21 protein-coding genes are annotated in these 22,484 nt (G+C 43.5%); 15 read left to right on the top strand and 6 right to left on the bottom strand.

Going from position 1 to position 22,484, the window contains the following annotated elements:
• Nucleotides 1-148: 148 nt before the first annotated feature.
• On the top strand, nt 149-2,155 hold the full coding sequence (locus tag VXP95_RS05430; protein WP_416680734.1) for a hypothetical protein: 2,007 nt from the start codon (nt 149-151) through the stop codon (nt 2,153-2,155).
• A gap of 87 nt (nt 2,156-2,242) precedes the next feature.
• Nucleotides 2,243-3,958 (top strand): AAA family ATPase, encoded by a 1,716-nt coding sequence (locus VXP95_RS05425; protein WP_064096594.1) that lies wholly within the window; start codon nt 2,243-2,245, stop codon nt 3,956-3,958.
• A 252-nt stretch (nt 3,959-4,210) separates the two neighbouring features.
• Here VXP95_RS05425 and VXP95_RS05420 read toward each other — a convergent pair whose 3' ends face one another.
• The gene (locus tag VXP95_RS05420) at nt 4,211-4,663 is read right to left on the bottom strand and encodes a DUF441 domain-containing protein (protein WP_416705797.1); all 453 of its coding nucleotides are present in this window, start codon (nt 4,661-4,663) and stop codon (nt 4,211-4,213) included.
• A 140-nt stretch (nt 4,664-4,803) separates the two neighbouring features.
• Between VXP95_RS05420 and VXP95_RS05415 the strand changes: the two genes are divergently transcribed.
• Entirely contained in the window at nt 4,804-5,511 is a 708-nt protein-coding gene (locus VXP95_RS05415) for a pseudouridine synthase (protein WP_416680732.1), read from the top strand.
• Nucleotides 5,512-5,552: 41 nt separating this feature from the next.
• Here the strand turns inward: VXP95_RS05415 and VXP95_RS05410 are convergent, their stop codons facing one another.
• From VXP95_RS05410 to VXP95_RS05400, 3 genes are all read right to left on the bottom strand, one after another.
• Nucleotides 5,553-5,996, bottom strand: a complete 444-nt coding sequence (locus tag VXP95_RS05410) for a GNAT family N-acetyltransferase (protein WP_064096591.1) — start codon at nt 5,994-5,996, stop codon at nt 5,553-5,555.
• Nucleotides 5,997-6,092: 96 nt separating this feature from the next.
• Nucleotides 6,093-6,440, bottom strand: coding sequence for a type II toxin-antitoxin system RelB/DinJ family antitoxin (locus VXP95_RS05405; protein ID WP_064096590.1), 348 nt, complete (start codon nt 6,438-6,440; stop codon nt 6,093-6,095).
• A 114-nt stretch (nt 6,441-6,554) separates the two neighbouring features.
• Nucleotides 6,555-7,463 (bottom strand): pseudouridine synthase, encoded by a 909-nt coding sequence (locus VXP95_RS05400; RefSeq protein ID WP_064096589.1) that lies wholly within the window; start codon nt 7,461-7,463, stop codon nt 6,555-6,557.
• A 126-nt stretch (nt 7,464-7,589) separates the two neighbouring features.
• On the opposite strand from VXP95_RS05400, the gene tsaE reads away from it, so the two are divergent.
• The 4 genes from tsaE to hfq all read left to right on the top strand — a co-directional run bounded on the left by tsaE (nt 7,590) and on the right by hfq (nt 11,535).
• Complete coding sequence (gene tsaE / locus VXP95_RS05395; protein WP_064096588.1) at nt 7,590-8,069, top strand: tRNA (adenosine(37)-N6)-threonylcarbamoyltransferase complex ATPase subunit type 1 TsaE; 480 nt, start codon at nt 7,590-7,592, stop codon at nt 8,067-8,069.
• Complete coding sequence (mutL, locus tag VXP95_RS05390) at nt 8,059-10,026, top strand: DNA mismatch repair endonuclease MutL (protein ID WP_064096587.1); 1,968 nt, start codon at nt 8,059-8,061, stop codon at nt 10,024-10,026. The genes tsaE and mutL overlap by 11 nt, the downstream gene beginning before the upstream one ends.
• Before the next feature lie 6 nt (nt 10,027-10,032).
• The gene (gene miaA / locus VXP95_RS05385) at nt 10,033-10,977 is read left to right on the top strand and encodes a tRNA (adenosine(37)-N6)-dimethylallyltransferase MiaA (protein ID WP_416680727.1); all 945 of its coding nucleotides are present in this window, start codon (nt 10,033-10,035) and stop codon (nt 10,975-10,977) included.
• A 90-nt stretch (nt 10,978-11,067) separates the two neighbouring features.
• A complete protein-coding gene (hfq, locus tag VXP95_RS05380) occupies nt 11,068-11,535 on the top strand; it encodes an RNA chaperone Hfq (RefSeq protein WP_416680726.1) in 468 nt (155 codons plus the stop codon).
• A 120-nt stretch (nt 11,536-11,655) separates the two neighbouring features.
• Here hfq and VXP95_RS05375 read toward each other — a convergent pair whose 3' ends face one another.
• Nucleotides 11,656-12,963 (bottom strand): peptidylprolyl isomerase, encoded by a 1,308-nt coding sequence (locus VXP95_RS05375; protein ID WP_064096584.1) that lies wholly within the window; start codon nt 12,961-12,963, stop codon nt 11,656-11,658.
• Nucleotides 12,963-15,416, bottom strand: a complete 2,454-nt coding sequence (locus tag VXP95_RS05370; protein ID WP_064096583.1) for an LPS-assembly protein LptD — start codon at nt 15,414-15,416, stop codon at nt 12,963-12,965. The genes VXP95_RS05375 and VXP95_RS05370 overlap by 1 nt, the downstream gene beginning before the upstream one ends.
• A gap of 121 nt (nt 15,417-15,537) precedes the next feature.
• Here VXP95_RS05370 and VXP95_RS05365 point away from each other — a divergent pair, with 121 nt between their 5' ends.
• The 8 genes from VXP95_RS05365 to msbA all read left to right on the top strand — a co-directional run bounded on the left by VXP95_RS05365 (nt 15,538) and on the right by msbA (nt 22,481).
• Nucleotides 15,538-16,551, top strand: coding sequence for an aminoglycoside phosphotransferase family protein (locus VXP95_RS05365; RefSeq protein ID WP_416711623.1), 1,014 nt, complete (start codon nt 15,538-15,540; stop codon nt 16,549-16,551).
• Nucleotides 16,552-17,241 carry an N-acetylmuramate alpha-1-phosphate uridylyltransferase MurU gene (murU, locus tag VXP95_RS05360; RefSeq protein WP_416680722.1) on the top strand — a complete coding sequence of 230 codons (690 nt, stop codon included), beginning with the start codon at nt 16,552-16,554 and terminating at the stop codon, nt 17,239-17,241.
• An 85-nt stretch (nt 17,242-17,326) separates the two neighbouring features.
• On the top strand, nt 17,327-17,959 hold the full coding sequence (rsmG, locus tag VXP95_RS05355; RefSeq protein WP_064096580.1) for a 16S rRNA (guanine(527)-N(7))-methyltransferase RsmG: 633 nt from the start codon (nt 17,327-17,329) through the stop codon (nt 17,957-17,959).
• A 24-nt stretch (nt 17,960-17,983) separates the two neighbouring features.
• Nucleotides 17,984-18,766: a ParA family protein gene (locus VXP95_RS05350; RefSeq protein ID WP_416680720.1), complete on the top strand. Its 783-nt coding sequence runs from the start codon at nt 17,984-17,986 to the stop codon at nt 18,764-18,766.
• Complete coding sequence (locus VXP95_RS05345; RefSeq protein ID WP_416680718.1) at nt 18,763-19,650, top strand: ParB/RepB/Spo0J family partition protein; 888 nt, start codon at nt 18,763-18,765, stop codon at nt 19,648-19,650. Before VXP95_RS05350 ends, VXP95_RS05345 begins: the two co-directional genes overlap by 4 nt.
• Before the next feature lie 32 nt (nt 19,651-19,682).
• Nucleotides 19,683-20,321 (top strand): MotA/TolQ/ExbB proton channel family protein, encoded by a 639-nt coding sequence (locus VXP95_RS05340; protein ID WP_064096578.1) that lies wholly within the window; start codon nt 19,683-19,685, stop codon nt 20,319-20,321.
• A gap of 10 nt (nt 20,322-20,331) precedes the next feature.
• Entirely contained in the window at nt 20,332-20,754 is a 423-nt protein-coding gene (locus VXP95_RS05335) for an ExbD/TolR family protein (protein ID WP_064096577.1), read from the top strand.
• Nucleotides 20,754-22,481, top strand: a complete 1,728-nt coding sequence (msbA, locus tag VXP95_RS05330; RefSeq protein ID WP_064096576.1) for a lipid A export permease/ATP-binding protein MsbA — start codon at nt 20,754-20,756, stop codon at nt 22,479-22,481. The genes VXP95_RS05335 and msbA overlap by 1 nt, the downstream gene beginning before the upstream one ends.
• Nucleotides 22,482-22,484 lie beyond the last annotated feature (3 nt).

Genomic DNA, 22,484 nt, shown 5'->3' with positions numbered 1-22,484 from the left:
GCGTATTATTTTTCAGCAATGAAAATCCATGACTGTTTTATAGTGCAAGTGATGCCATAATGTATCTTTAAGTGGGCCCTGATTGGCAATCAAGGAGTCAGCATGATCCAATATAAAAATAAGATGATCCTAAGATGACGAGGCGCGTATGGAACAGAATGGCTTGATAGCGCCTTTAAGTTTACTAGCACAACAATGTTTGCGGATTTCTCCAGAGCTAAAACAGCTTTATCTTGACCAGATGGCGATGATTGGTCAGCTGAATGCACAAAATTTATTAAAAATTCAGCAGGATCAGCATCGGATTGAATTGCTGGATGGATGGTTTTATATCCAGTTTCATACTCCGCCCGCATTAGACTCAGGAGCCGTGTCTACTTTGGTGGAACGTCAGTTTTATTTCCATAAAAGCAAGGCGGAAGCACTGGAGGAATTCTTTCTACAGGATATCTATTTCCTGACTGGAGATTTAAAATCCCAGCATTCACTATATTTGCGCGACAAAGCCAAGCAGTTACGCCAGCTCATTTTTGCTCAGGTGTATGCAGGGCTCAATGGCCCAGAACGGGTATTCGCATTTCTGCAGCAGATGTCGGCTGTTCAGGCTGAGATTATCGACCAGCAGCTGATCAAGGCGGGACTATACACAATACCTGTGATGCAAAACTTTGTGCAGTATGGGAATGAAATTCCACAGCAAATCCTTGAAAGCTTGCAACAGGCTTTTTCTTTGCAATATCTGCAGCAAGATGAATTTCTGTCCATCCAGTCATTGATGGATAGTCTGGATGAATTCTGTTTTAGTGCTACGCAATTTTTGCCTCCGGTAACATTCCGGATTATGTCATTGTCTTTTGAAGAGCGTTTTAACCTGCAGGAACTGATTGATCACACTGATGATATCTGCATGCTGTATCGGCATGCACAGGAGCAGAGCAACCTGCTCGGTTTTGTCCGTTTGATGAACCGCGAGGTCTGGCATCGGGATGATTTGTTATCTAAACGGAATTTCTTTGAAAATCATTCTTATTTATGGCAAAAAAAGGTGGCTCGATTGCCACTGTTTGACTGTCAGCGAGCGGTAAATTGGCTATTCAAGCAATCTGCTGAAGTGCTGGACTGGATCAGTAACAATATCCAGCATAGCAGTGTGCGGGTGGCGGTGACAGCCTTAAGTTTTGTAGATAGTCACCATATTCATCCACAGATTATTCTGGCGACCTTGCAATATTTTCAATATGTTTCGGCACGTCTGTTTATTCATAGCATACATGAATATGCGATCCAGCATGAATGGTTTCAGAGTGAGCATAATCAGTCATTTGTATTGAAAGGCACACGCCAATCATTTGATGATCAACGAATTGCGATTAGCCCCTCGATTCTGTATCTGGATGAATGGATGGAGTTGCTGCGCAATATGGCGAAAATGGATGATCAGCTGACTAAGAAAGTTTACTTGAATTTGAGCCGGGTGATGCAGGCGTATATGCAGCATCTATATAGGATCACCGCGCATCTTCCGGATGAAGTTTTGGCGTATATTCAGCCTCAAAGCCAGCAGAATCGTGACTTTTATACTGTTTTGCGGCGCTACCAGATTACCTTTACTGAATTCAGGCAGCTGTTTTATATGCACGGCGGGCATATGCGAGAGTCGGTATTTGACAGTTATGTGCGCGACTATTTGGTTGACTATTTTTCCAATCATAAACACATACCAAAAAACCTGAGCTGGAGCAGTTTGTTTAGTCAGGCGGTTGCCTGGCATGATCAGATTCAGAAGCAGGAAATTATTGCCAAGCTGAAAAAAGAATTTGCTTTGGCTCATTGGAAAACACGGACACAGGTCCCTTTCTTGTTATATTTCAACTGGCGTTTTGAAGAGCTGAAAACATTGGACCGGATTATTGAAGAAACCAAAATTTTCCGCAACTGCCTGGCAGCAAGTTACGCCCAACAAATAGTGGAAGGCCAGTATCTAGCCTTTCGTATGTCTCATCCTGCTGTACGCTTACCGCTGATGCTGGGCTGCCGTCTGGTCAATGGGCAGGTGATTTTTGATCAGCTGGAATATCCGAACAATCAAAAAGCAGAAGCTGAATACTGCAATATTGCCCAGCATTTTATTAACTGGCTAAACCTGCAGGCTTGACCAGATTCAGTCCTTTTATGTCCATGAAGCTTAACTTTTCCGCTAAAACTCGTTAGGCTATAGCCGTTCTTTTACGGTATGTCTTTTATGAAACAGGAAACTGCACTTAAGCTCTTAAAAGCAGGCGAAAATGTATTTTTAACCGGTTCTGCGGGTGCAGGAAAAACTTATACACTTAATCAATATATCAATTATCTGAAGGCCCGTAAGGTGTCGGTCGCGATTACCGCATCGACCGGGATTGCAGCAACGCACATGAATGGTATGACCATTCATACCTGGGCGGGAATTGGAATTAAGGACTTTTTGTCTGAAGAAGACTTAAAGCGCATGAAGGAACGTAAATACCTGAAAGAACATCTAGAAAACGCACAAGTTTTGATCATTGATGAAATTTCCATGCTGCATGCCAAGCAGCTTAATCTGGTCAATCAGGTACTGAAATATTTCAAGGAAAGTGATGAGGCTTTTGGTGGGATTCAGGTGATTGTTGCAGGCGACTTTTTCCAGTTGCCGCCCGTTGGTAAAAATGATGAACGCAACCGTGACAAATTCTGCTTTATGTCGGATGCCTGGGTGGAAGCCAAGTTTCGTGTCTGTTATCTGACCGAGCAGCATCGTCAGGGCAATGATTATCTGAATGATATTCTAAATGCCATTCGTGCACAGGCAATTAATCATGAACATCGTACAGCGCTTCAGGCCACACGCCAGCAGGATATTGGCGAAACCTATACACGGCTTTATACCCATAATATGGATGTGGACAGTATTAACTTCAAACATCTGAATGAAATTGACAATGATCCGCGCCAGTTTGATGCGCAGTGTGATGGCAATGACAAGCTGATCGAGACTTTAAAATCTTCAGTGCGTGCACCAGAGTCTTTAACCCTGAAAAAACATGCCAAAGTCATGTTTGTGAAAAACAACTTCGATATGGGCTATATCAACGGCAGTCTGGGTGAAGTCATTGGCTTTGAAGAAGATGATGAATATGGTGTGCTACCGAAAGTCAAACTGACGGATGGAACTACATTAATCGTGGAGCCTGAAACCTGGTCAGTCGACAATGAAGCAGGTAAAACCATTGCCAGTTTCCAGCAGATTCCATTACGTCTGGCCTGGGCGATTACCATTCATAAATCCCAAGGAATGACTCTGGAAGCTGCCGAGATTGACCTGAGCCATACTTTTGAAAAGGGTCAGGGGTACGTAGCGCTATCGCGGTTAAAAAGCTTGAATGGCTTACGTTTAAAAGGTTTTAATGAGCAGGCTTTAGAGCTCGATACTCTGGCTATTAAGGCGGATCGCCGTTTTCAGGAACTCTCTGATGAAGCCGAAGCGAATTTTGACAATGTGGATCTGACTGTACAGCATAATGCCTTTATCCGGCATTGTGGTGGAACACTGAACGAAGTTGAAATCCAGCGCAATGAGAAGAAAATTGCCAAAAATGGTGGTAAACAAAGCTATGCTACTGCAACATTGGATGAAACGCGGGAACTGTTTGAAGAAGGTTATGAGATTGCTGATATTGCAACTGAACGTGGTTTGACTCCGGCAACCATCATTAACCATTTAGGCCGTTTGCATAAAGAGCAGGGGCTGGATATTTCAGTTGCCCATCCGGGTGAAGAAGTGGTGGAACAGGTTCGCAAGATTTATAAACGCCTGACCAAGCGTCAAAACTCGGAACATTTTAATGATGATGGTTCTATTAAGCTGCGTCCGATTGTGGAACTCACTACACCTAAAATGGCTTATGACCAAGTGCGTTTAGCCTTGCTGTTTGTGGAATAAGCCTGAATATTTCAGTCTACTTGCTAAATTAAAAAATGATAGAAAGTTGGTCCTATCTTCTAGAATAAGGTTGAGCTGAATTGGATAACCTTGCAGTGAGATATCTATTTTTCTGTCAATTAAAATTTGAGATACAGTTTGATGCCGGGCGACATGGAGGTCGTCGTGGATCTTTGGCGTTAGCAGATAAAACGCATAGGCAGCCTTTTAAAATTATTTGATTTTTTAATCTCATTTTTCAAACCCGATGTATTATCGCGTCCCAATCAATACCGATAAAATTCCAGCCGCAATTAAAGGGCCAACCGGAACACCGCGTAATACTGCTACACCTGCTACTGTGCCTAACAAGAGTCCGGCCACCACATCTGGCTGACTTGACATCAGTTTCACCCCACGTCCGCCCAACCAGGCGACAAAGACCCCAATTGCGATGGCCAGTAAAGACTTCCAGCTCAGGAAAGATTTTAAAATACTTTCTCCAGAAATTTTGCCACTGGCAATTGGTGTCAGAACACCAATGGTCAGAATAATAATGCCGATATTTAAACCATGTGCCTGTACATAGGGCAATAAACTGCTGAGAGGCGTGATTTTTAAAACGATTAACACCGCTGCAGCAATGGTGACTGCACTATTATGGCTGAAAATACCGCAAGCCAGTAATACCAGAAGAACAATCAGATTTAGATCAAGTTGCGACATAAGTAGGAGAGATAGAGTGAAAAATAAAGCTATTGTAGAGCTTTTCAACACGTGATACCTAGAAAACAGAGGAAGAAACCAAATTCATGACTGATTCAGGATAGAATGCACAGGTCTTCACTCGATACAGGTATAAACAGATGCTATTGGAAAAAATGTTGCAGTCACAAGGTTTCGGCTCTCGTAAGCATTGTCAGCAACTGATTAAAAATGGTGCTGTTTCAATTCAAAATGAAGTGATTGACAATCCCAAACATAAACTGGATTTAAATAACTTGAATTTCGAGGTTTATGGTAAAAGCTATACCTATCGGGAAAAAGTCTATATCGCCTTAAACAAGCCACAAGGCTATGAATGTTCGCATCAGGCGACCCATCATTTTAGTGTGTTTGACCTGTTTGATGACATTCTGCTGAATCGGGGGATTCAGTGTGTAGGGCGTCTGGATCAGGATACTACCGGGCTGTTATTGCTGACTGATGATGGCCAATTCCTGCAAGCGCTGACTCATCCCAAAAAACATGTGGCCAAGGTCTATCAGATGCAAACTGCGGATCCAGTCACGGATGAACAGATTCAGCAATTAGAGCAAGGGGTCGAGTTAAGAAATGAAAAAGGCATTTTTGCAGCTACTGAAGTGACACGATTGGCTGAAAATCGTCTGCAAATGACTATCCATCAAGGCGTCTATCATCAGGTGAAGCGTATGCTGGTTGCTGTAGGCAATAAAGTTGAACAGTTGCACCGTGCACAGATTGGTGCTTTAGCTTTACCAGAACTGGCTGAAGGAGAGTGGCTGTATTTAAATGTGGAACAGGTGGCGCAGGCCAAATTCCGCTCTGAATAATAATTTTTTTATTCTCTTGAAATTGGATTAAAAAATAAGGCTTATTTTAGGAAACAGTGATGGGTTTGAAACTCATCGTCTCTAATAAATCCCATGGATTCATATAATTTGTGCGATTGATAATTGTTTTTTTGGGTTTCTAGGGTGATTCTTAAGGCCTGTTCATGTTTGGCAAATAAAATTGCGGTATCAATCAGTTGTCTGGCTGCGCCCTGACGCCGAAAAACCGGCGTGATATACACATCATCCAGAATATAATAAGTCGAGCAGGCCACCGAAGAAAAACCCAGATACAGGATAATAAAGCCGGTAAAGGTATCATCTTTGGTATTGATAAAAATAACAGTCTGTCCATCTTCAAAACGCTGTTTTAAAAATTGGTAAGAGAGTTCAGGATTGGAAGACGTACCATAAAACTGTCGATATTCATCAAATAATATCGCCAGTTGATTCAGGTCTGCTGACTGGGCGCGTCGTACGAGCATTGCATACTCCAGCTAATTTTTTATTGATTATCAGCATCAAGCATAGCGAAGTTTGTGAGTGGCAGGCTTTAGAAATTGTTTGGAAATGCAACAATGTTAAATTTTGTCGCTTTCACCCAAAATAGCATTCAGTTCTTCAAATAAATCAAGATGATCATCATCCAATGCAATCTCCTGATCATCCAGTAGATTCATGGCAGAACTGGAAAGCGCATTTTGCTCGGTTTTAGCTTCGTTTTGTTTCAGCTTACGTAGTCGGATCAGCTGTTCCAGATTGATATTCTGGTTTTCAATCGAGAAGGGGATCGATTTGGTAATCACCACCTGCTTGAAAAAAAGACGCACAGCCTGAGCTGGCGTAATCCCCAATTGCTTAAATACTGCAAAGGCTTGTTTCTTCTCTTGCGAGTCCAAGCGAATTTGATAAACTTCAGTTTTTCTCATAATATTTTTAAAGCTTTAAATTACTTAACTTTTCGCCTTTATTCTAATCAATTATGTTTGAAATTCAATCTTAAAGCGACCGATTTTAGAAAATAATCTGTAATGACAAGCGATTTACAGTGTCAATTCAAGTTGCGAGCTGAAATTTAGGCTTTTTTGCGTGATCGGATCGATAAATTGAATATGTTTAGCCAATAAACTTAAAGGTGCAGAAAAATCATCTTCCGCCTTGTGCACTACCTGTGGATAAAAGGGATCATGACGGATCGGAATACCCAGATGATTCAAGTGCACCCGTAATTGATGCTGCTTGCCAGTATGCGGTTTCAACTCATATTTGGCCCATTCTGTGTTGTGTTCCAGCAGATCAATCGCTGTCTCGCTATTTGGCGTTCCGTCTAGCACGTGCATGGTATAAAAAGGCTGACCTTTTTGCATTCTCAAACGTGTGACCAATGGGAATTTTAAACTATGGTTATACGCCGCAATTGCATGATAGGTTTTTTGCACCTGCCGTGTAGCAAATAACTGCTGGTACAGGCCACGTGATTCCACACATTTGGAAATCAGGACCACACCTGCCGTTTCACGGTCCAGCCGGTGAATGGGCGTTAAATGCTCATTGCCGGTTTGCTTTTTAAGACGAACCAGTAGCGTTTCCTGCACATATTGTCCGGTCGGGCTCATGGTCAAAAAATGCGGTTTATCGACCACCATGAAATGCTCATTTTCAAATAAAATCTGATGTTGAAAAGGAACATGCACTTCATGTGCCAAAAAGCGGTAATAGAAACAGTGGCTATTGGCTTGAAATGGACTTTCTGTTGTTAATTGATTGCCTTGGGCATTATAGACCAGTCCCTCGTTGAAACGGGACCGCCATTCATCTGCTGTAATATGCGCAAATTGCGTGCATAAATAAGCAAAAACTGTCAGGGGCGCATCCGGACTGGCTGGCAAAAACACTTTACTGGCACTGACTCCATTCAGCATGGGCGGGTTAAATTCAACAGTCGGTTGCATGGCAGGCAGATTAACCTCTTAAGGAACAGATGCTGTGAAAAAATACAGTTTCTCACACGGGTGAATAGGCTTTTAAAGCGTGGCGATGCTATCATATTTATTCTTTTGCATCATGTCGTGAGTAATATGCCTTATTCATTTAGTGTCACTTTAAATCATGAAGACGATACCCAAAAACTGGCCAAGGTTCTGGCGGAAAATTTCCCTGCGGGAGTCGTGTATCTGATTGGTGACCTGGGGGCAGGAAAAACGACGTTAACGCGTTATTATTTGCAACAGCTGGGTCATAAAGGTTCAGTGAAAAGTCCAACTTATACATTGGTCGAACCCTATCAAATCAATGGTCAGGATATTTTTCATTTTGACTTGTATCGTCTGAATGACCCGTATGAGCTGGAATTGATGGGCATCCGGGATTATCTGGAAACACCGAATGCGCTATTTTTATTTGAATGGCCGTCCAAAGGTGGCGATGAAATTCCGCAAGCTGACCTGATTATTGAAATTTTAAAATCTGAAGATGAGCTCACCCGTACTGCAAGTCTGATTTCATCGAATCTTGCCTTACGAGAAGCTCTGGAGCGCCAATTCTCACATGTCGAATGATTTAAGTCTGCGCCGTATTCGTGCCCTTGATCCTGCACTTGCCAACCAGATTGCCGCAGGTGAGGTCATTGAACGTCCGGCTTCTGTGGTCAAGGAATTACTGGAAAACTCGATTGATGCGGGTGCGACGGAACTGATCATTCGGGTCGAACAGGGTGGTAGTACTTTAATTGAAATCATCGACAATGGACGCGGAATTCATTCCGAAGATCTAGCTTTGGCCGTGATGCGCCATGCTACCAGCAAGATCCAGAGCGCTGACGAGCTGTATGCGATTAGCAGTCTGGGCTTTCGTGGCGAAGCACTGGCGTCGATTGCTGCAGTTTCTCGCCTGACCATGATCAGCAGTCAAAATGACGAGGGCATCGGTTATCAGGTCGAAGTCAATGGCACGGCTTTTGATCATCAGGAAATTCAAGCGGTCGCAGCTTCGAAAGGGACACATATCCGGGTTCAGGATTTGTTTTTCAATGTGCCTGCACGGCGTAAATTCCTGAAAAAACCGGGCACTGAATTTGGTCATATCGAAGAAATTGTGCGCCGTATGGCGTTAACGCATTTTGATATCCGGTTTGTGCTGGAACATAATGAAAGCATCAAGCTGAATTTACCCGTGGCGGATAGCGGCGCTTTGCGTTTTCAACGGGTACAGCAATTGCTTGGCCGCCAGTTTACTGAAAATGCCTACTGGATCGATGCAGACAGTATCAACATGCGTTTGTCTGGCTGGCTTGGCCATCCTTCAGATGCACGTGCACAGGCTGATTTGCAGTATGTCTATGTGAATGGCCGGATTGTCAAAGACAAAACCATTTCTCATGCCTTGCGGATGGCCTATGACGGCATCTTGCATGGGCATCAGCATGCGGCTTATTTACTGTTTTTAGAAGTTGATCCAGAAAATGTGGATGTGAACGTCCATCCGACCAAGCATGAAATTCGCTTCCTGAATCAGCGTGAAGTACATGAGTTTGTGCGGCATTATGCCAAAGAAACGCTGGCACAATTCCAGACCGCAACTGCGGATCTGGCCGAAGCAATGAAACAGGATCAGCAGCCTGGCTTGACGGCCCCGCAACCACGTTATCAGGAACAGTTCAGTCTGCATCAGACTGCGCGTTCTCAGCCGCAGGTGGTGAGAACGACATCTGCCTTAAGTGAAAATGAAACTTCAGATGTACTGACCGATTTTGCATCTTCAGGTCCACAAACGGTGCATTATTCCCCAGATTACCGTAAATCTTATTCGGGTTCACAGCAGCTGAATAATGCCTTGCAAAATTATTTAGCTCCGCTGAGAGAAAGGTCGGAAACTGAAGTATTCAGTCCTGAGCAGTCTTTTCAGACACATGTAAAGGCCAAAGTGGATGAGCATCCATTGGGTATTGCCATTGCCCAGTTACATGGTATCTACATTCTGGCGCAAAATACCGAAGGTCTGATTATTGTCGATATGCATGCGGCGCATGAGCGTATCGTTTTGCAGCAGATGAAATCAGCCTGGGATAAACCTGAATTCTGGACGTCACAGCAACTGCTGATTCCAAAGGTCGTAAACATTAGCCGGATGCAGGCGATGCGGGTAGAAGAACTTAAGGAGCAACTAGCACGTTTGGGTCTGGAAATTGACCAGTATGGTGATGAGCAGGTCATTGTACGTGGTGTACCGGCTATTCTACACAAGGCCGATTTTGATGCCCTGATTCCTGAATTATTGAATGATTTAGATCCGGGTGATCAGGCACAAAGTCTATTGCAGAAGCGTGACCAGATTCTGGCAGGTATGGCCTGTCATGGTGCAGTGCGAGCGCATCGTATCCTGAGTTTGTCGGAAATGAATGCTTTATTGCGTCAGATGGAACAAACCGAATTTGCCAGTCAATGTAATCATGGCCGTCCAACCTGGCGCGCCTTTCCATTGGCTCAACTAGATAAACTTTTTGCTCGAGGAGAGTAGTTTTACATGTCCAATCAATTGCCGGTCATCAATTTAATGGGGCCAACTGCAAGTGGCAAAACTGCTTTGGCATGTGAGCTATATGAGCAAGGAAATTTTGAGCTGATTTCGGTCGATTCTGCGCTGGTTTATCGGGAAATGGACATTGGTACTGCCAAGCCTTCTAAAGAGGAATTGGCGCGTTATCCGCATCACCTGATTGATATTATCAGTCCACTCGAAGTGTATTCTGCGGCCAACTTTGTCGAAGATGCTAGCCGTTTAATTGATGATATTCATGCCCGTGGTAAGACTCCGATTCTGGTCGGTGGAACCATGCTGTATTTTAAAGCTTTGCTCGAAGGTCTGTCAGATAATCTACCCAGTGCAGATTATGCTATACGGGCAGAGATTGAGGCGAAAGGTGAGCAGGAGGGTTGGGAAGCGGTTTATGCAGAATTATGTGCAGTCGATCCGATTGCCGGTGAAAAATTCAAGGTCAGTGACAAACAGCGTATTATTCGTGCCTTGGAAGTTTTTAAATTGACTGGAGAGCCGATTACAAAACTACAGGCAGAACAACCTAAAAACTTACCATATCGTTACAGTTTCCATAATTATGCTCTTATGCCTGATCGGTTAGAATTACATGGGCGTATTCAACAACGTCTGAAAATTATGTGGGAAAGCGGTTTTTTAAATGAAGTTGCAAACTTAATTGAAAAATACGATTTTAATGAAAATTTACCTTCCATGCGTTCAGTGGGTTATCGACAAGCCATAGAATTTTTAAAAAATGGCGATAAAACCAAGCAAAAGCAACAGGAAATGGAGGATAAGGCTTTATTTGCCACACGACAACTTGCAAAACGTCAATATACGTGGTTAAGGTCTTTGCAAGAAAAGCATAAATTTACAACATATTTTACGCTACAGCAGGCTCAAGAAGACTTGCGAAACTGTCACGGATAAAGCAAAATTTAGAGACTATCTTTTTTATAATTTTTAATTGAAAAATAGAGATAGTTTTTGCGCTGATTTTTAATTTTTTGGAGTTATAACATGTCTAAAGGTCAAACTTTGCAAGATCCATTCTTGAATTCTCTCCGTAAGGAACGTATCCCAGTATCTATCTTCTTGGTAAACGGTATTAAATTACAAGGTCATATCGAATCTTTTGACCAATACGTGGTTTTATTAAAAAACACAGTAAGCCAAATGGTTTATAAGCATGCAATTTCAACTGTAGTACCTGCACGTAATCCACGTCCTGCTGGTGCGCCTGCTGGTCCACAAGGTGCTGGTTTTGGCGGTCAAGGTGCTGCAGGTGGCTTTGGTGGCGGTCAGGGTGCTGGCTTCGGTGGTCAAGGTGGCTTCGGTGGCGGTCAAGGCGCTGGCTTCGGTGGTCAAGGTGGCTTCGGTGGTCAAGGTGGCTTCGGTGGTCAAGGTGGCTTCGGTGCCGGTCAAGGCGCTGGTTTTGATAACGATACTAAATTTGACGACTCGTCAGAAGATGAAAACAATCGTTAATCAAGTCTGAAAAATAAAAAAACCTCTCCTGGAGAGGTTTTTTTATATGTGCATGTTTCGAAAAGTTGAATTAAAAAGCCAGCAATATATTGCTGGCTTTTTATTAGTAGCTCAAGGAGCTTAACGGTTACGTTTAGGATCGAGTTGTGGGTCTTTAATTTCAACATAAGCGTTATTACGTATTTCACGTAACCAGCTGTCCAGCTCCGCATCAAATTGACGTTCACCTAATAATTGGCGGGCCATACGTTCCTGATATTCCTGTGTCATATCTTGTTGACGTGTTTCACTCACTTGAAGAATATGCCATCCAAACTGGGATTGAAACGGTTTGCTAAACTGACCTACTGGGGTGCTTTTCATTTGCTGTTCAAATTCAGGCACCATTACTCCTGGGCTGACCCAACCCAAGCTTCCACCATCACGTGCCGAGCCAGGATCAGTAGAGAATGTTGAAGCTAGAACAGTAAAATCCTCACCTTGTTTCAGGCGGTTATACAGACTATCAATCATCTGTTTGGCATTTTCTGGACTTACCACTTCAGAAGGTTGAATCAAAATATGCCGCGTCAAATACTGAGTAACAAGAGCTTTCTGTTCACCACCTTTACGTTCCAGAAGTTTTAGGACATGTACTCCATCGGCAACAGGAATCAGTTCAGAAGTCTGACCTGGTTGCAGGGTGGTCACACGAGCAGCCAGTTCAGCCGGAATTTCTGACAGGTTTCTTACCCCCATGTCAGCAGCTTCGACTTTAATGCCACTCTTGCTGTATTTTTTGCTGATTGCCTGAATATCATTGCTGTTATTTAATTCTTGCTTTACCTGATTCGCAATCTGTTCAGCATTTGCACCGCTTATACGCATATGCAGCACATGCACCTGGCTGCCGAGCAAAGCCTGACCTTGTGGTGTATTCAGGAAGTTTTTAACATCTTGATCTGTAATTTGAATCCGTGAAGTCACAATTTGTTGACGTAAACGGTTTAGCGCCAGATCTTCAGCAATACGATTACGTAAAGAAGCATAGGTATTTGGTCCCATAGCATCCAGTTTTTGCTGGAAGGCTTCCAGAGTTGGTGAACCAGCATTACGGGCAACTTTCAGAACTGCTTCATTTAAGGCTTTTTCATCTGGACGAATGTTATAGCGTTTTACTTGCTCAAGCTGTGCTTGGCGAATAATGAGTTGTTCTAGGGCTTGCTGTTCAAGATATTGTTGTGGTGGAACTGTCTTTTTCTGTTTTTGCAGCTGATGTGAAATTTCGGCTACACCTTGAGCTAGGTCACTACGCAGAATAACACTATTGTCGACTACAGCTACAACTTCATCTTTAGGTTGGGCAACAGCAAATGTCGTCATCGCTGAAGAAAGGCATAGCGCAAGAGCGGTTGCTTTAAAAATTTGTTTTAACTGTTTTGTCTTCATTAACGTTCTGTCCAAATTTGATTGATATTGTTAAAACCTAGAATACGATTTTCTAGTAATGAGGCGAGTTTACTGCTTAACCCACCTAAGCCTTTCAGGCTGACTTCGGCCAAAATAGCTCGTTTAGGCTTGACGTTTGAATCATTAACATCATCTAAGTCATTGTAATATGAGCGGCCATAAACAGATACTCCCCAGCAGCATGACTCATAGTTTACGCCAAGTAAATATTCACGTGCGACACTATTGTTGAGATCAAACTGGGCATGTCCAACTAGACGCCAGTTGTTGGCAATCGGCTGGATAAATGAGCCAACGATCTGATCATAGCGTTCCTGACGGTCTGGAATATTTTTGCGGTAGAAATAGCCTAAGTTGTACAGGTTGCCTTGATCACCCGTGTAATAGACCTGCAAATCGCGTTCAGCATTATCACCATTTGACATCCAGCTTGAGTTTAGATTTATATACACATTATTGGAGAGCTGGCTGGTGAGCTGGATCACTGGTCCGGTATGACTTTCACGATCAAATTCATCTGCATCGCTTTCCAGTGTTACCCGGCGGTCTTCAAAAAAGAAACTCTGTCCGATACTGGCACGTAAACGCTCCAGACCTTCTTCATTGAATAGGCTATAGCTGAGGCCGAGGGAGGCAAAATTATTGTCTTCCAAACGGTCATTACCATAAAAACGGCGTGCACTAAATAACTGGTCGTAATTGATCGAAGCTACTACGGAATCAAAGTTAGGTTGATTCTGCTGGTTTTCATATGGCGAATAGGCATAGAAGAGGCGAGGTGTCAGGGTTTGTAGATAAGTTCCTTCTTTCTCAAAGATCAAGCCGGTATCCAGAGTGAACTGTGGAACTACAATTGAGCTGTTTTCACTGGATGCACTACGGTTTTGGGTTTTTTCATCATAGAAGGTATTGATGTTACGTAATGATGCTTTAGGGATGAAAAAAGACCAAGGGGTAAAATGGTTGTAACTTACAGAAAAGTCGTTATAAATCCGCGTACCACTTGGTTGATATACCTTTTCATCATTTGAACCCGTATCAACAAAATTTTTCAGGTCTTTTTGGAAATAAGCTGTGTCATTTTTAAATTCATACTGTAACCCTAATGGATTGCCAGTTTTATAATGCACTAAAAGCTGAGGTAAACGTGCATAAGGACGATCTTCATCCGGAACAGATGGGTCAAGGGTCTGGAAATCTTCAACTTTAAATTGTGCTTTTAGGCCGGGAATACCATTTCTATAATTGACTTCCCAGGCACGGCGCAGGTTTAAATCACTTTTTGAGTTCGGGTTGTTATCTAGATCGGCAAAGAAATCTTTATCTGATGCGTAATTATATTCCAGATTGGTGGAAAACTGCTCGTTGATTTGCCAGGCATGCAAAAAGTGTAAGTCTTTGCGGTCTCTATTGTCATAGCTTCTATCTGAAGGTAAATAGCCACCCCAGATCCGTCCTAATCCATAATCTTCAGTCAGATAGCGGAACTCGCCCTCCAGCATTAAACCACGGTCTCCAATATAGCGCGGCGTGATTGTCGCATCATATTGTGGTGCTAAATTCAGATAAACAGGAACACCAAGTTCAAATCCACCATCATTGGTAAAGCCAAAAATCGGTGTCAAAATACCGGTGGTTCGGCGATCATCAATCGGGAAATTAAAATAAGGAACTGCTAATACTGGAACATCTTTAACATAAAGCTTGGTGTTTTTGGTTTCACCACGTCCGGTTTCCTGATTAAGCTTGATCTTTTCTGCCTGAATTTTCCAGGTAGGTTTCTGATCAGGCGGGCAGGTGGAGTAAGTGGCATTTTCCAACTCAAGAGTATTGTCAGAGGTCTTGGCAATTTTTTCAGCACGACCGTGAGCATGCTGCTGTTCTGCAATGTAGAAACTGTTATATAAATCACCCTGCTGGGTTTTTAAATTATAATTTATATCGTCACTTTGCGAGATTAATCCACCTTGCGCAAGTTGCACATTACCTTCTGCCTTGGCATAGGTCTGGCTCTGATCGATGGTGACTCGCTCTGCACGGATTTGACGGCCTTGCTGGTCAATTACCACATTTCCTTGCAGGAAAGAATCACCCGTCGGATCATAATATCCATAATCGGCGCTAATGGTTGAGGTAGCCTGATCTGGCGCAACGGTTTCTGCATCGGGGGCAATCGGAGTGACCCAGGCACCTTTACAGTAGGCAGAGCTTAAATATTTTCCCTGACGTTGCTGTGCTTCAGCAGAGGATTTGTCGACATAATATTGCGAGAAGAATGCTTCGCCTGGATAGGTCTCATTAATGCGCTGTTTAAGCTGTTCTGCATTTACATCGGACGAGACATTTGATGCAGCAAAGCTGGAGGCTGAGCTGCCACATAAAAGGGTTAAGATCGCAGTCGCTAGAGGATTTATTTTAAAGTGATGCTTCATTTGTCTCATTAACCAATCATGCTTTTATCGCAATTAATTATTGTCGCATCATAGAGAAAAAGTTGATAAGTAGCTACACTTAGCACTTTAAAAACTCAGCCTGTATTAGAATTAATTGCAAATGAATACACAACGCGAACAATTGATACAATCTTGGATTGCCTCTGTACTCGGTTCAGATCAATTTGAAACTCATTTTTTAGCAGGTGATGCCAGCTTTCGTCGTTATGCACGAATCAAGCTGAATAATAAAACATTTATGTTGATGGATGCACCACCAGAAAAAGAAGATTGTGTGCCTTTTGTGACGATTGATGAATTTTTTGATGCTCATGGCGTGCGTGTTCCGCATATCGTCGCAAAAGATTTGAAGAATGGTTTTTTACTTCTGGAAGACTTTGGTGATGTCCTGCTGTCTAATCTGCTGAATGATGAGACTGTAGATGCCTATTATGAGCAAAGCTTTAAACAGCTGATTCAGCTGCAATCCATTCCGGGAGAAGGGCAATTCCCCGCCTATTCTTATGAAAAGCTGATCTCGGAAATGGAGTTGCTGACCGACTGGATGCTGCCGGCTTTAAAGGTACAGCCCACAGAGGCAGAATCAGCCTTGATCAAGCGTACCTTTGCAATTCTGGCCAATGCTGCTTTGGCACAACCTCAGGTCATTGTGCATCGTGATTTTCATAGCCGGAATTTGATGAAAATCGAAAATGAAACCGAACTCGGTGTGATTGATTTTCAGGATGCCGTGATTGGTGCGGATACTTATGACCTGATTTCGATTACCCGTGATGCCTATGTGCAGTGGAATGCCGACCGTGTGTATCGCTGGTTCAAAAATTTCTATGAGTTATTGCCAGCATCTGCTAAAGAAGAGCGTGACTTTGAACAGTTTAAAAAAGATGCCGACATGATGGCGATTCAGCGTCATATCAAGATTTTAGGTATTTTTGTGCGTCTGTTTGAACGTGATGGCAAGTCAGGTTATCTCAAGGACTTACCACGTGTGATGTGGTATCTGCTCGAGGAATCAAAAGCTTATACTGAACTTCAGCCATTCATGCAGTTTATCCGTGACCGAGTGATGCCGGTTTTTGAAGCCAAATATGGCTCATATGAGGTGGCTGCCTAAATGAAAGCGATGATTTTGGCCGCAGGTCTTGGCAATCGTATGCGCCCGTTAACTTTGCATACCCCGAAACCCTTGCTTGAAGTCGGTGGCAAACCACTTATCGTCTGGCATCTAGAAAAACTGGCTGCAATCGGTGTCACTGAAATTGTGATCAATACGGCCTGGCTGGGTGAGAAACTTGCAGAAGCTTTGGGTGATGGTTCGCAATTTGGCGTGCACATCCTTTGGTCACATGAAGGTGAAGGCCTGGAAACAGCAGGCGGAATTATCAATGCCTTGCCGTTACTCGGTGATGAACCTTTTATTTTATTAAATGGTGATGTCTGGACCAGTATGGATTTTGCACCTTTACTGGGTATTGAACTGGAAGATAATCTGGCACATCTGGTTCTGGTCGAGAATCCACAACAACATCCTGAAGGTGATTTTACGCTTGCAGATGGGAAAGCCTATACTTTTGATCAGAAAGTCGATGGTGAAAATCTGACGTTTAGCGGTATATCCGTACTTGATCCGAAAATGTTTGCAGGCCTGGGAGCTGGAAAGCGTCCTCTGGCGCCTTTATTAAAGGCTGCGATGTTGAATAATGAAGTTGCTGCCTCAAAATTGACAGGTATTTGGGTTGATGTAGGAACCCCCGAGCGTTTGACAGCACTGGATTTGGCAATCCGTGAAGGGAAGTCTGCTTAAGTGAATATTCACTAAGCACTGCCTACTGTGCCAATATAGAGAAAACGGTATACTTCCACCTAACTTTTTCGAGCGTAGATTGTTTATGCATATGTTTTTTCAAGAACTAAAGCAGGGTAGCCAGGCTTTGGGTTTAGAGCTATCTGACGAGGCTTTAAATTTATTACTCAAGTATCAGGATGCTTTGGTGCTGTGGAACAAAGCATATAATCTGACCGCAATCCGTGATCCTAAGGAAATGCTGGTCAAGCATCTGCTCGACAGTCTGAGCATTCTGAAAGATTTACCAGCAGGCCGTTTGCTCGATATCGGTACGGGTGGTGGTATGCCGGGCATGATCATTGCTTTATGTCAGCCTGAACGCGAATGTGTATTGCTGGATTCGAATGGTAAAAAAATTCGTTTCCTGAAGCAGTTTATTGCTGACCTGAAATTAAAAAATGTCATTGCAGTACAAACCCGTGTAGAGAATGAAGACAGTATTAACGAGCTGGGCCAGTTTGATGTGATTACCAGTCGAGCATTCGCTTCATTGACCGATTTTGTCAATGCAGCTAAACCTTATATGCATGAGCAAACTATTATTGCTTCCATGAAAGGTTTAATCCCTGCAGATGAAGTGGCTGCATTAAAAGATGAATTTAGCTGTCAGATTATTGAACTGAAAGTTCCGCGCCTGGACGAACAACGTCATTTACTTCTATTAAAACGTATTTAAAATTTTTGGAAAATCGGGGTCAACATGGCACAAATTATTGCGATTGCTAACCAGAAGGGTGGTGTCGGTAAAACCACAACCGCAGTAAATTTGGCGGCATCTTTAGCTGTGTTAAAAAAACGCGTTCTGCTGGTGGATATGGATTCTCAGGGCAACGCAACCATGGGGTCGGGAATTCAGAAAAATGACCTGCTGTATTCGGTCACGGATGTCTTGCTGGGTGAAGTGCCGATTGAAACGGCGATCTCTAAGGCGGAAGTTGGCTACAAGGTTCTGGGGGCCAACCGGGATCTGGCTGGGGTGGAGCTGGCAATTGCAGAACAGGAAGGGCGCGAGTTCATTTTGCGTGAAGCCCTGCAGGAAATTGAATCTGTATATGATTATATTATTGTTGACTGTGCGCCAAGTTTAAGCCTGATTACGGTGAATGCTTTGGCTGCCGTGGATGGTGTGATCATTCCAATGCAATGTGAATACTATGCCCTGGAAGGTCTGGCAGATCTGACCCAGACCATCGACCGGATTCAGCAAGCACTTAATCCGGAGCTGCAGATTGTTGGGGTATTACGCACCATGTACGATGCACGCAATGCCTTAACCCGTGATGTATCTGAAGAACTGGAACAATATTTTGGTAAAAAACTGTATGAAACCGTGATTCCACGAAATATACGTCTGGCTGAAGCGCCGGCGCACGGTTTGCCAGTGATTTATTTTGAAAAAAGCTCAAAGGGTGCAGTTGCCTACTTAAATCTGGCAGCTGAAGTATTAAAGAAAAGCAAAGTGAAAAAAGGAAGTAAAGCATGACCGTCAAGAAACGTGGACTCGCCAAAGGTCGTGGCTTGGATGCCTTGCTGGGATCAATTCAAAAAGAAAAATTACAACTCGAAGCCCAAGGCATTGATCATGGTCAGCTGAAACAGATCGATGTAAACTTGCTCAAGCGCGGTGAATACCAGCCACGCCGTTATATTAACGAGCAGGATTTGCAGGAACTGGCGGCATCGATTGAGAAGCATGGCATCATGCAGCCAATCGTGATCCGACCGGTTGATGATGAGCGCTATCCGTATGAAATTATTGCAGGTGAGCGTCGCTGGCGTGCGGCACAGTTAGCGGGTTTAACTGAAATTCCTGCGATTGTACGGGATCTGAATGATCAGGTTGCCATTGCACTGGCGCTGATTGAAAACATCCAGCGTCAAGATCTGAATCCGATTGATCAGGCGCTGGCCTTACAGCGCTTCCATGAAGAATTTGGCCTAAGCCATCAGGAAATTGCCGATACAGTGGGTAAAGCCCGCACAACAGTGAGCAACCTGCTTCGTTTGCTCAGCCTGGCTGAAGAAGTAAAAGACTTTATGCAGCAGGGTTTGCTGGATATGGGACATGCACGTGCGATCTTAACCTTAAAAGCTAAAGATCAGCTTAAAGTAGCGGATATTGTGATTGAAAAAAGTCTGTCTGTGCGCCAAACCGAGCAGTTAGTCCGCGATTTCAATACACCTAAACAAGAAAAAGTAAAAGAAGCAGTAGCACCAGATATTCAACAATTGACTCAGCGCCTTTCGGAGCGTTTCAGTGCAGATGTTAAAATTGACTATAACAAGCAAGGCAAAGGAAAACTGGTTATTAGCTATCACTCTTTAGAAGAACTTGATGGCATTCTGTCTATTTTAGAAGATGAATAAATTTATCTATTTTTTATTGGGGAATAAATTAGATGTGGGAATTGGTTAAAGCAGGTGGCTGGCTCATGCTGCCACTGGTCTTGTGTTCTATCTTTATGCTGGCGATTTCGATCGAACGCCTGATTCGCCTGAAAAAGAACGCAGTACTTCCGTTGACTCTGTTAATGGGTTCGTCGCAAAATGCTGCACAAGTCATGCAAAAAATGAATCAAAGTGCGGCCTTAAAGCGTAGTACTTTGGGTCGGGTATTTACCGCAGGTTATGCGACTAAACAGCAGGGTGAGCAGTATGCTCGCGCGCAGATGGAAGTAGTGGCTTCACAGGAAATCGGGTATCTGGAAAAAAATATTAATTTTCTGGGTACGCTGAGTGCAGTTGCACCCTTACTCGGTTTGTTGGGGACTGTACTTGGGATTATTGAATCTTTCCTGATGATCGATGTGGGAACTGGAAGTGATCCGGTCTTGATGATGCCCGGTATTTCCAAGGCTTTAATTACCACAGCAGCCGGTATGCTGATTGCAATTCCTGCACTGTTTGCGCACCGTTATTTTCAGCGTCTTGTTCAGGAATATGTGGCTGAACTTGAGCAGCAAGCGACTTTGTTTCATGCGGATCTTTTTTATCGCAATCATGCAGACATAGACCAAGATATGCAAAAAGCCAGCTAGGAGGCGGATGATGAAATTCAAACGCAACCAGGTGGAAGATGTACATATTAATCTGACACCAATGATTGATTGTCTGCTGTTTATTCTGGTCTTTTTGCTTTTGTCGACGACTTTTAGTCAAATGAGCCGAATGAATCTGACCTTGCCTGATGCGCAAGGGGTACCGCCTAAAAGCTATGATCAGAAAGTTGAAGTGATTGTGGATGCTAATGGTCATTATGCAGTCAACGGTCAATCCTTGGTCAGCAAGGAAGTTGCGGATTTAAGTACTGCAATTAAACAGATTTCAAATGAACGCCGTGATTTAATGTTTGTCATCGCAGCTGACGCAAAAGCCAGTCATCAGGACGTGATTCGTGTCATGGATGTGGCCGGGCAGCTCGGCTTTGTGAATATCAATATCAGTACCAAAGTACCTACCCGAGGTTATTAGTGAAGCACGATTTTAAGGTCTACCTTCGCCTTTTAAGTTATTTAAAACCATTTTGGGGCATCGCATTACTTGTCCTGGTAGGTTTTTCTATTAATGCGGCCACAGAAGTTTCTGTCGCCAAATTGCTGGAATATATTATTGAGGCGATTCAAAATAAAGACCAGAGTTTCACTTCACTTTTCCCATTTTTGGTGGTCATACTCATGTTCTTCCGGGGCTTGGGTCTGTTCATGGGGGGGTATTTTACTGCGGTGATTTCCCGGAATCTGGTGTTCAATATCCGTCAGGAAGTTTTTGCAAAATTGCTGCGTTTACCGTCCCAGTATTATCTGGACAATACCAGCGGGCATATTACTGCCAAAATCATGTATAACGTGGAGCAGCTAACCGCCGCTTCAACTGAAGCCCTAAGAACCTTGTTGCAACAAGGTTTGATCACTCTGGCATTATTAGGCTACCTGTTGTATACCAACTGGCGTCTGACCATGTGTATCCTGATTTTTGCACCCGTCATCGGTTTTATTATCAGTAAAGCTGCAAGACGGATGCGTAAATTATCGCAGCAAGTACAAGACACCATGGGTGATGTGAACCATGTGGTGCAGGAAACGGTGAATGCCAACCTGATCGTCAAGGGCTTTGGTGGACAAAACTACGAGCAGGAACGCTTTAAACAGAACTCGCTGGAAAACTTGCGTCGTGGCTTGAAAATGGTTGCTGTACAACAGTTGAATAGTCCTGTGGTTCAGCTGATCATGTCGATTTCACTGAGTATTGTGATGTTTATTGCCTTGCGTCCGCAAATTCTGGGTGATACCTCTGCGGGTGAATTTGTCGCTTATATTACTGCGGCGGGTATGCTGGCAAGACCAATCAAAGCCTTGACGGATATCAATGAAAAAATTCAACGTGGTATGGCCGCAGCGCATTCAGTATTTGAATTGCTGGATATGCCTGAAGAAAAAAATACCGGGACGTTGACTGATAGCTTAAAAGGCGACATTGAATTTAAAGATGTCAACCTGATTTATGATGATGGTCATCATGCCATTCATGATTTTAATTTAAAGGTGAAGGCCGGTGAAACAGTGGCGCTGGTCGGTCGTTCTGGGGCCGGTAAAAGCTCGCTGGTGAATCTGCTGGTGCGTTATCAGGATGCGACTTCGGGGCAGATCCTGCTGGATCAGAAACCGATTGAAGATTTTGAAATTACCGCCTTGCGAACCCAGATTGCCATGGTGAACCAGCAAGTAGTACTGTTTAACCGAACCGTGCGGGAAAATATTGCTTATGGTCAGCTCGAAGGTGCTTCCGATGAAGATATTATCGCGGCAGCAAAGGCAGCCTATGCGCATGATTTTATTATGGCATTGCCGCAAGGTTATGATACTCAGCTGGGTGCCCAGGGTTTAAACCTGTCTGGTGGCCAGCGTCAGCGCATCGCCATCGCACGCGCAATTTTGAAAAATGCCTCTATCCTGATTCTGGATGAAGCGACCAGTGCGCTGGATAATGAGTCGGAATACTTTATTCAGCGTGCCTTTGATAAAGCCATGCAGGACCGTACGACGATTGTGATTGCACATCGTTTATCGACGATTGAAAATGCTGACCGTATTGTGGTTATGGATCAGGGCCGTATTGTTGAGCAGGGCAGTCATGCCGAACTGATTGCGCTACATGGTGCTTATTATCAGTTGCATCAGCGTAACTTTGAGGAACAGTAACTT

Origin of the sequence: Acinetobacter sp. 226, from assembly GCF_048147925.1 — a bacterium.
Taxonomy (GTDB): domain Bacteria; phylum Pseudomonadota; class Gammaproteobacteria; order Pseudomonadales; family Moraxellaceae; genus Acinetobacter; species Acinetobacter pecorum.
Note: the sequence above shows the minus strand (reverse complement) of the source record. Positions and strands in the feature narration are given on the sequence as shown.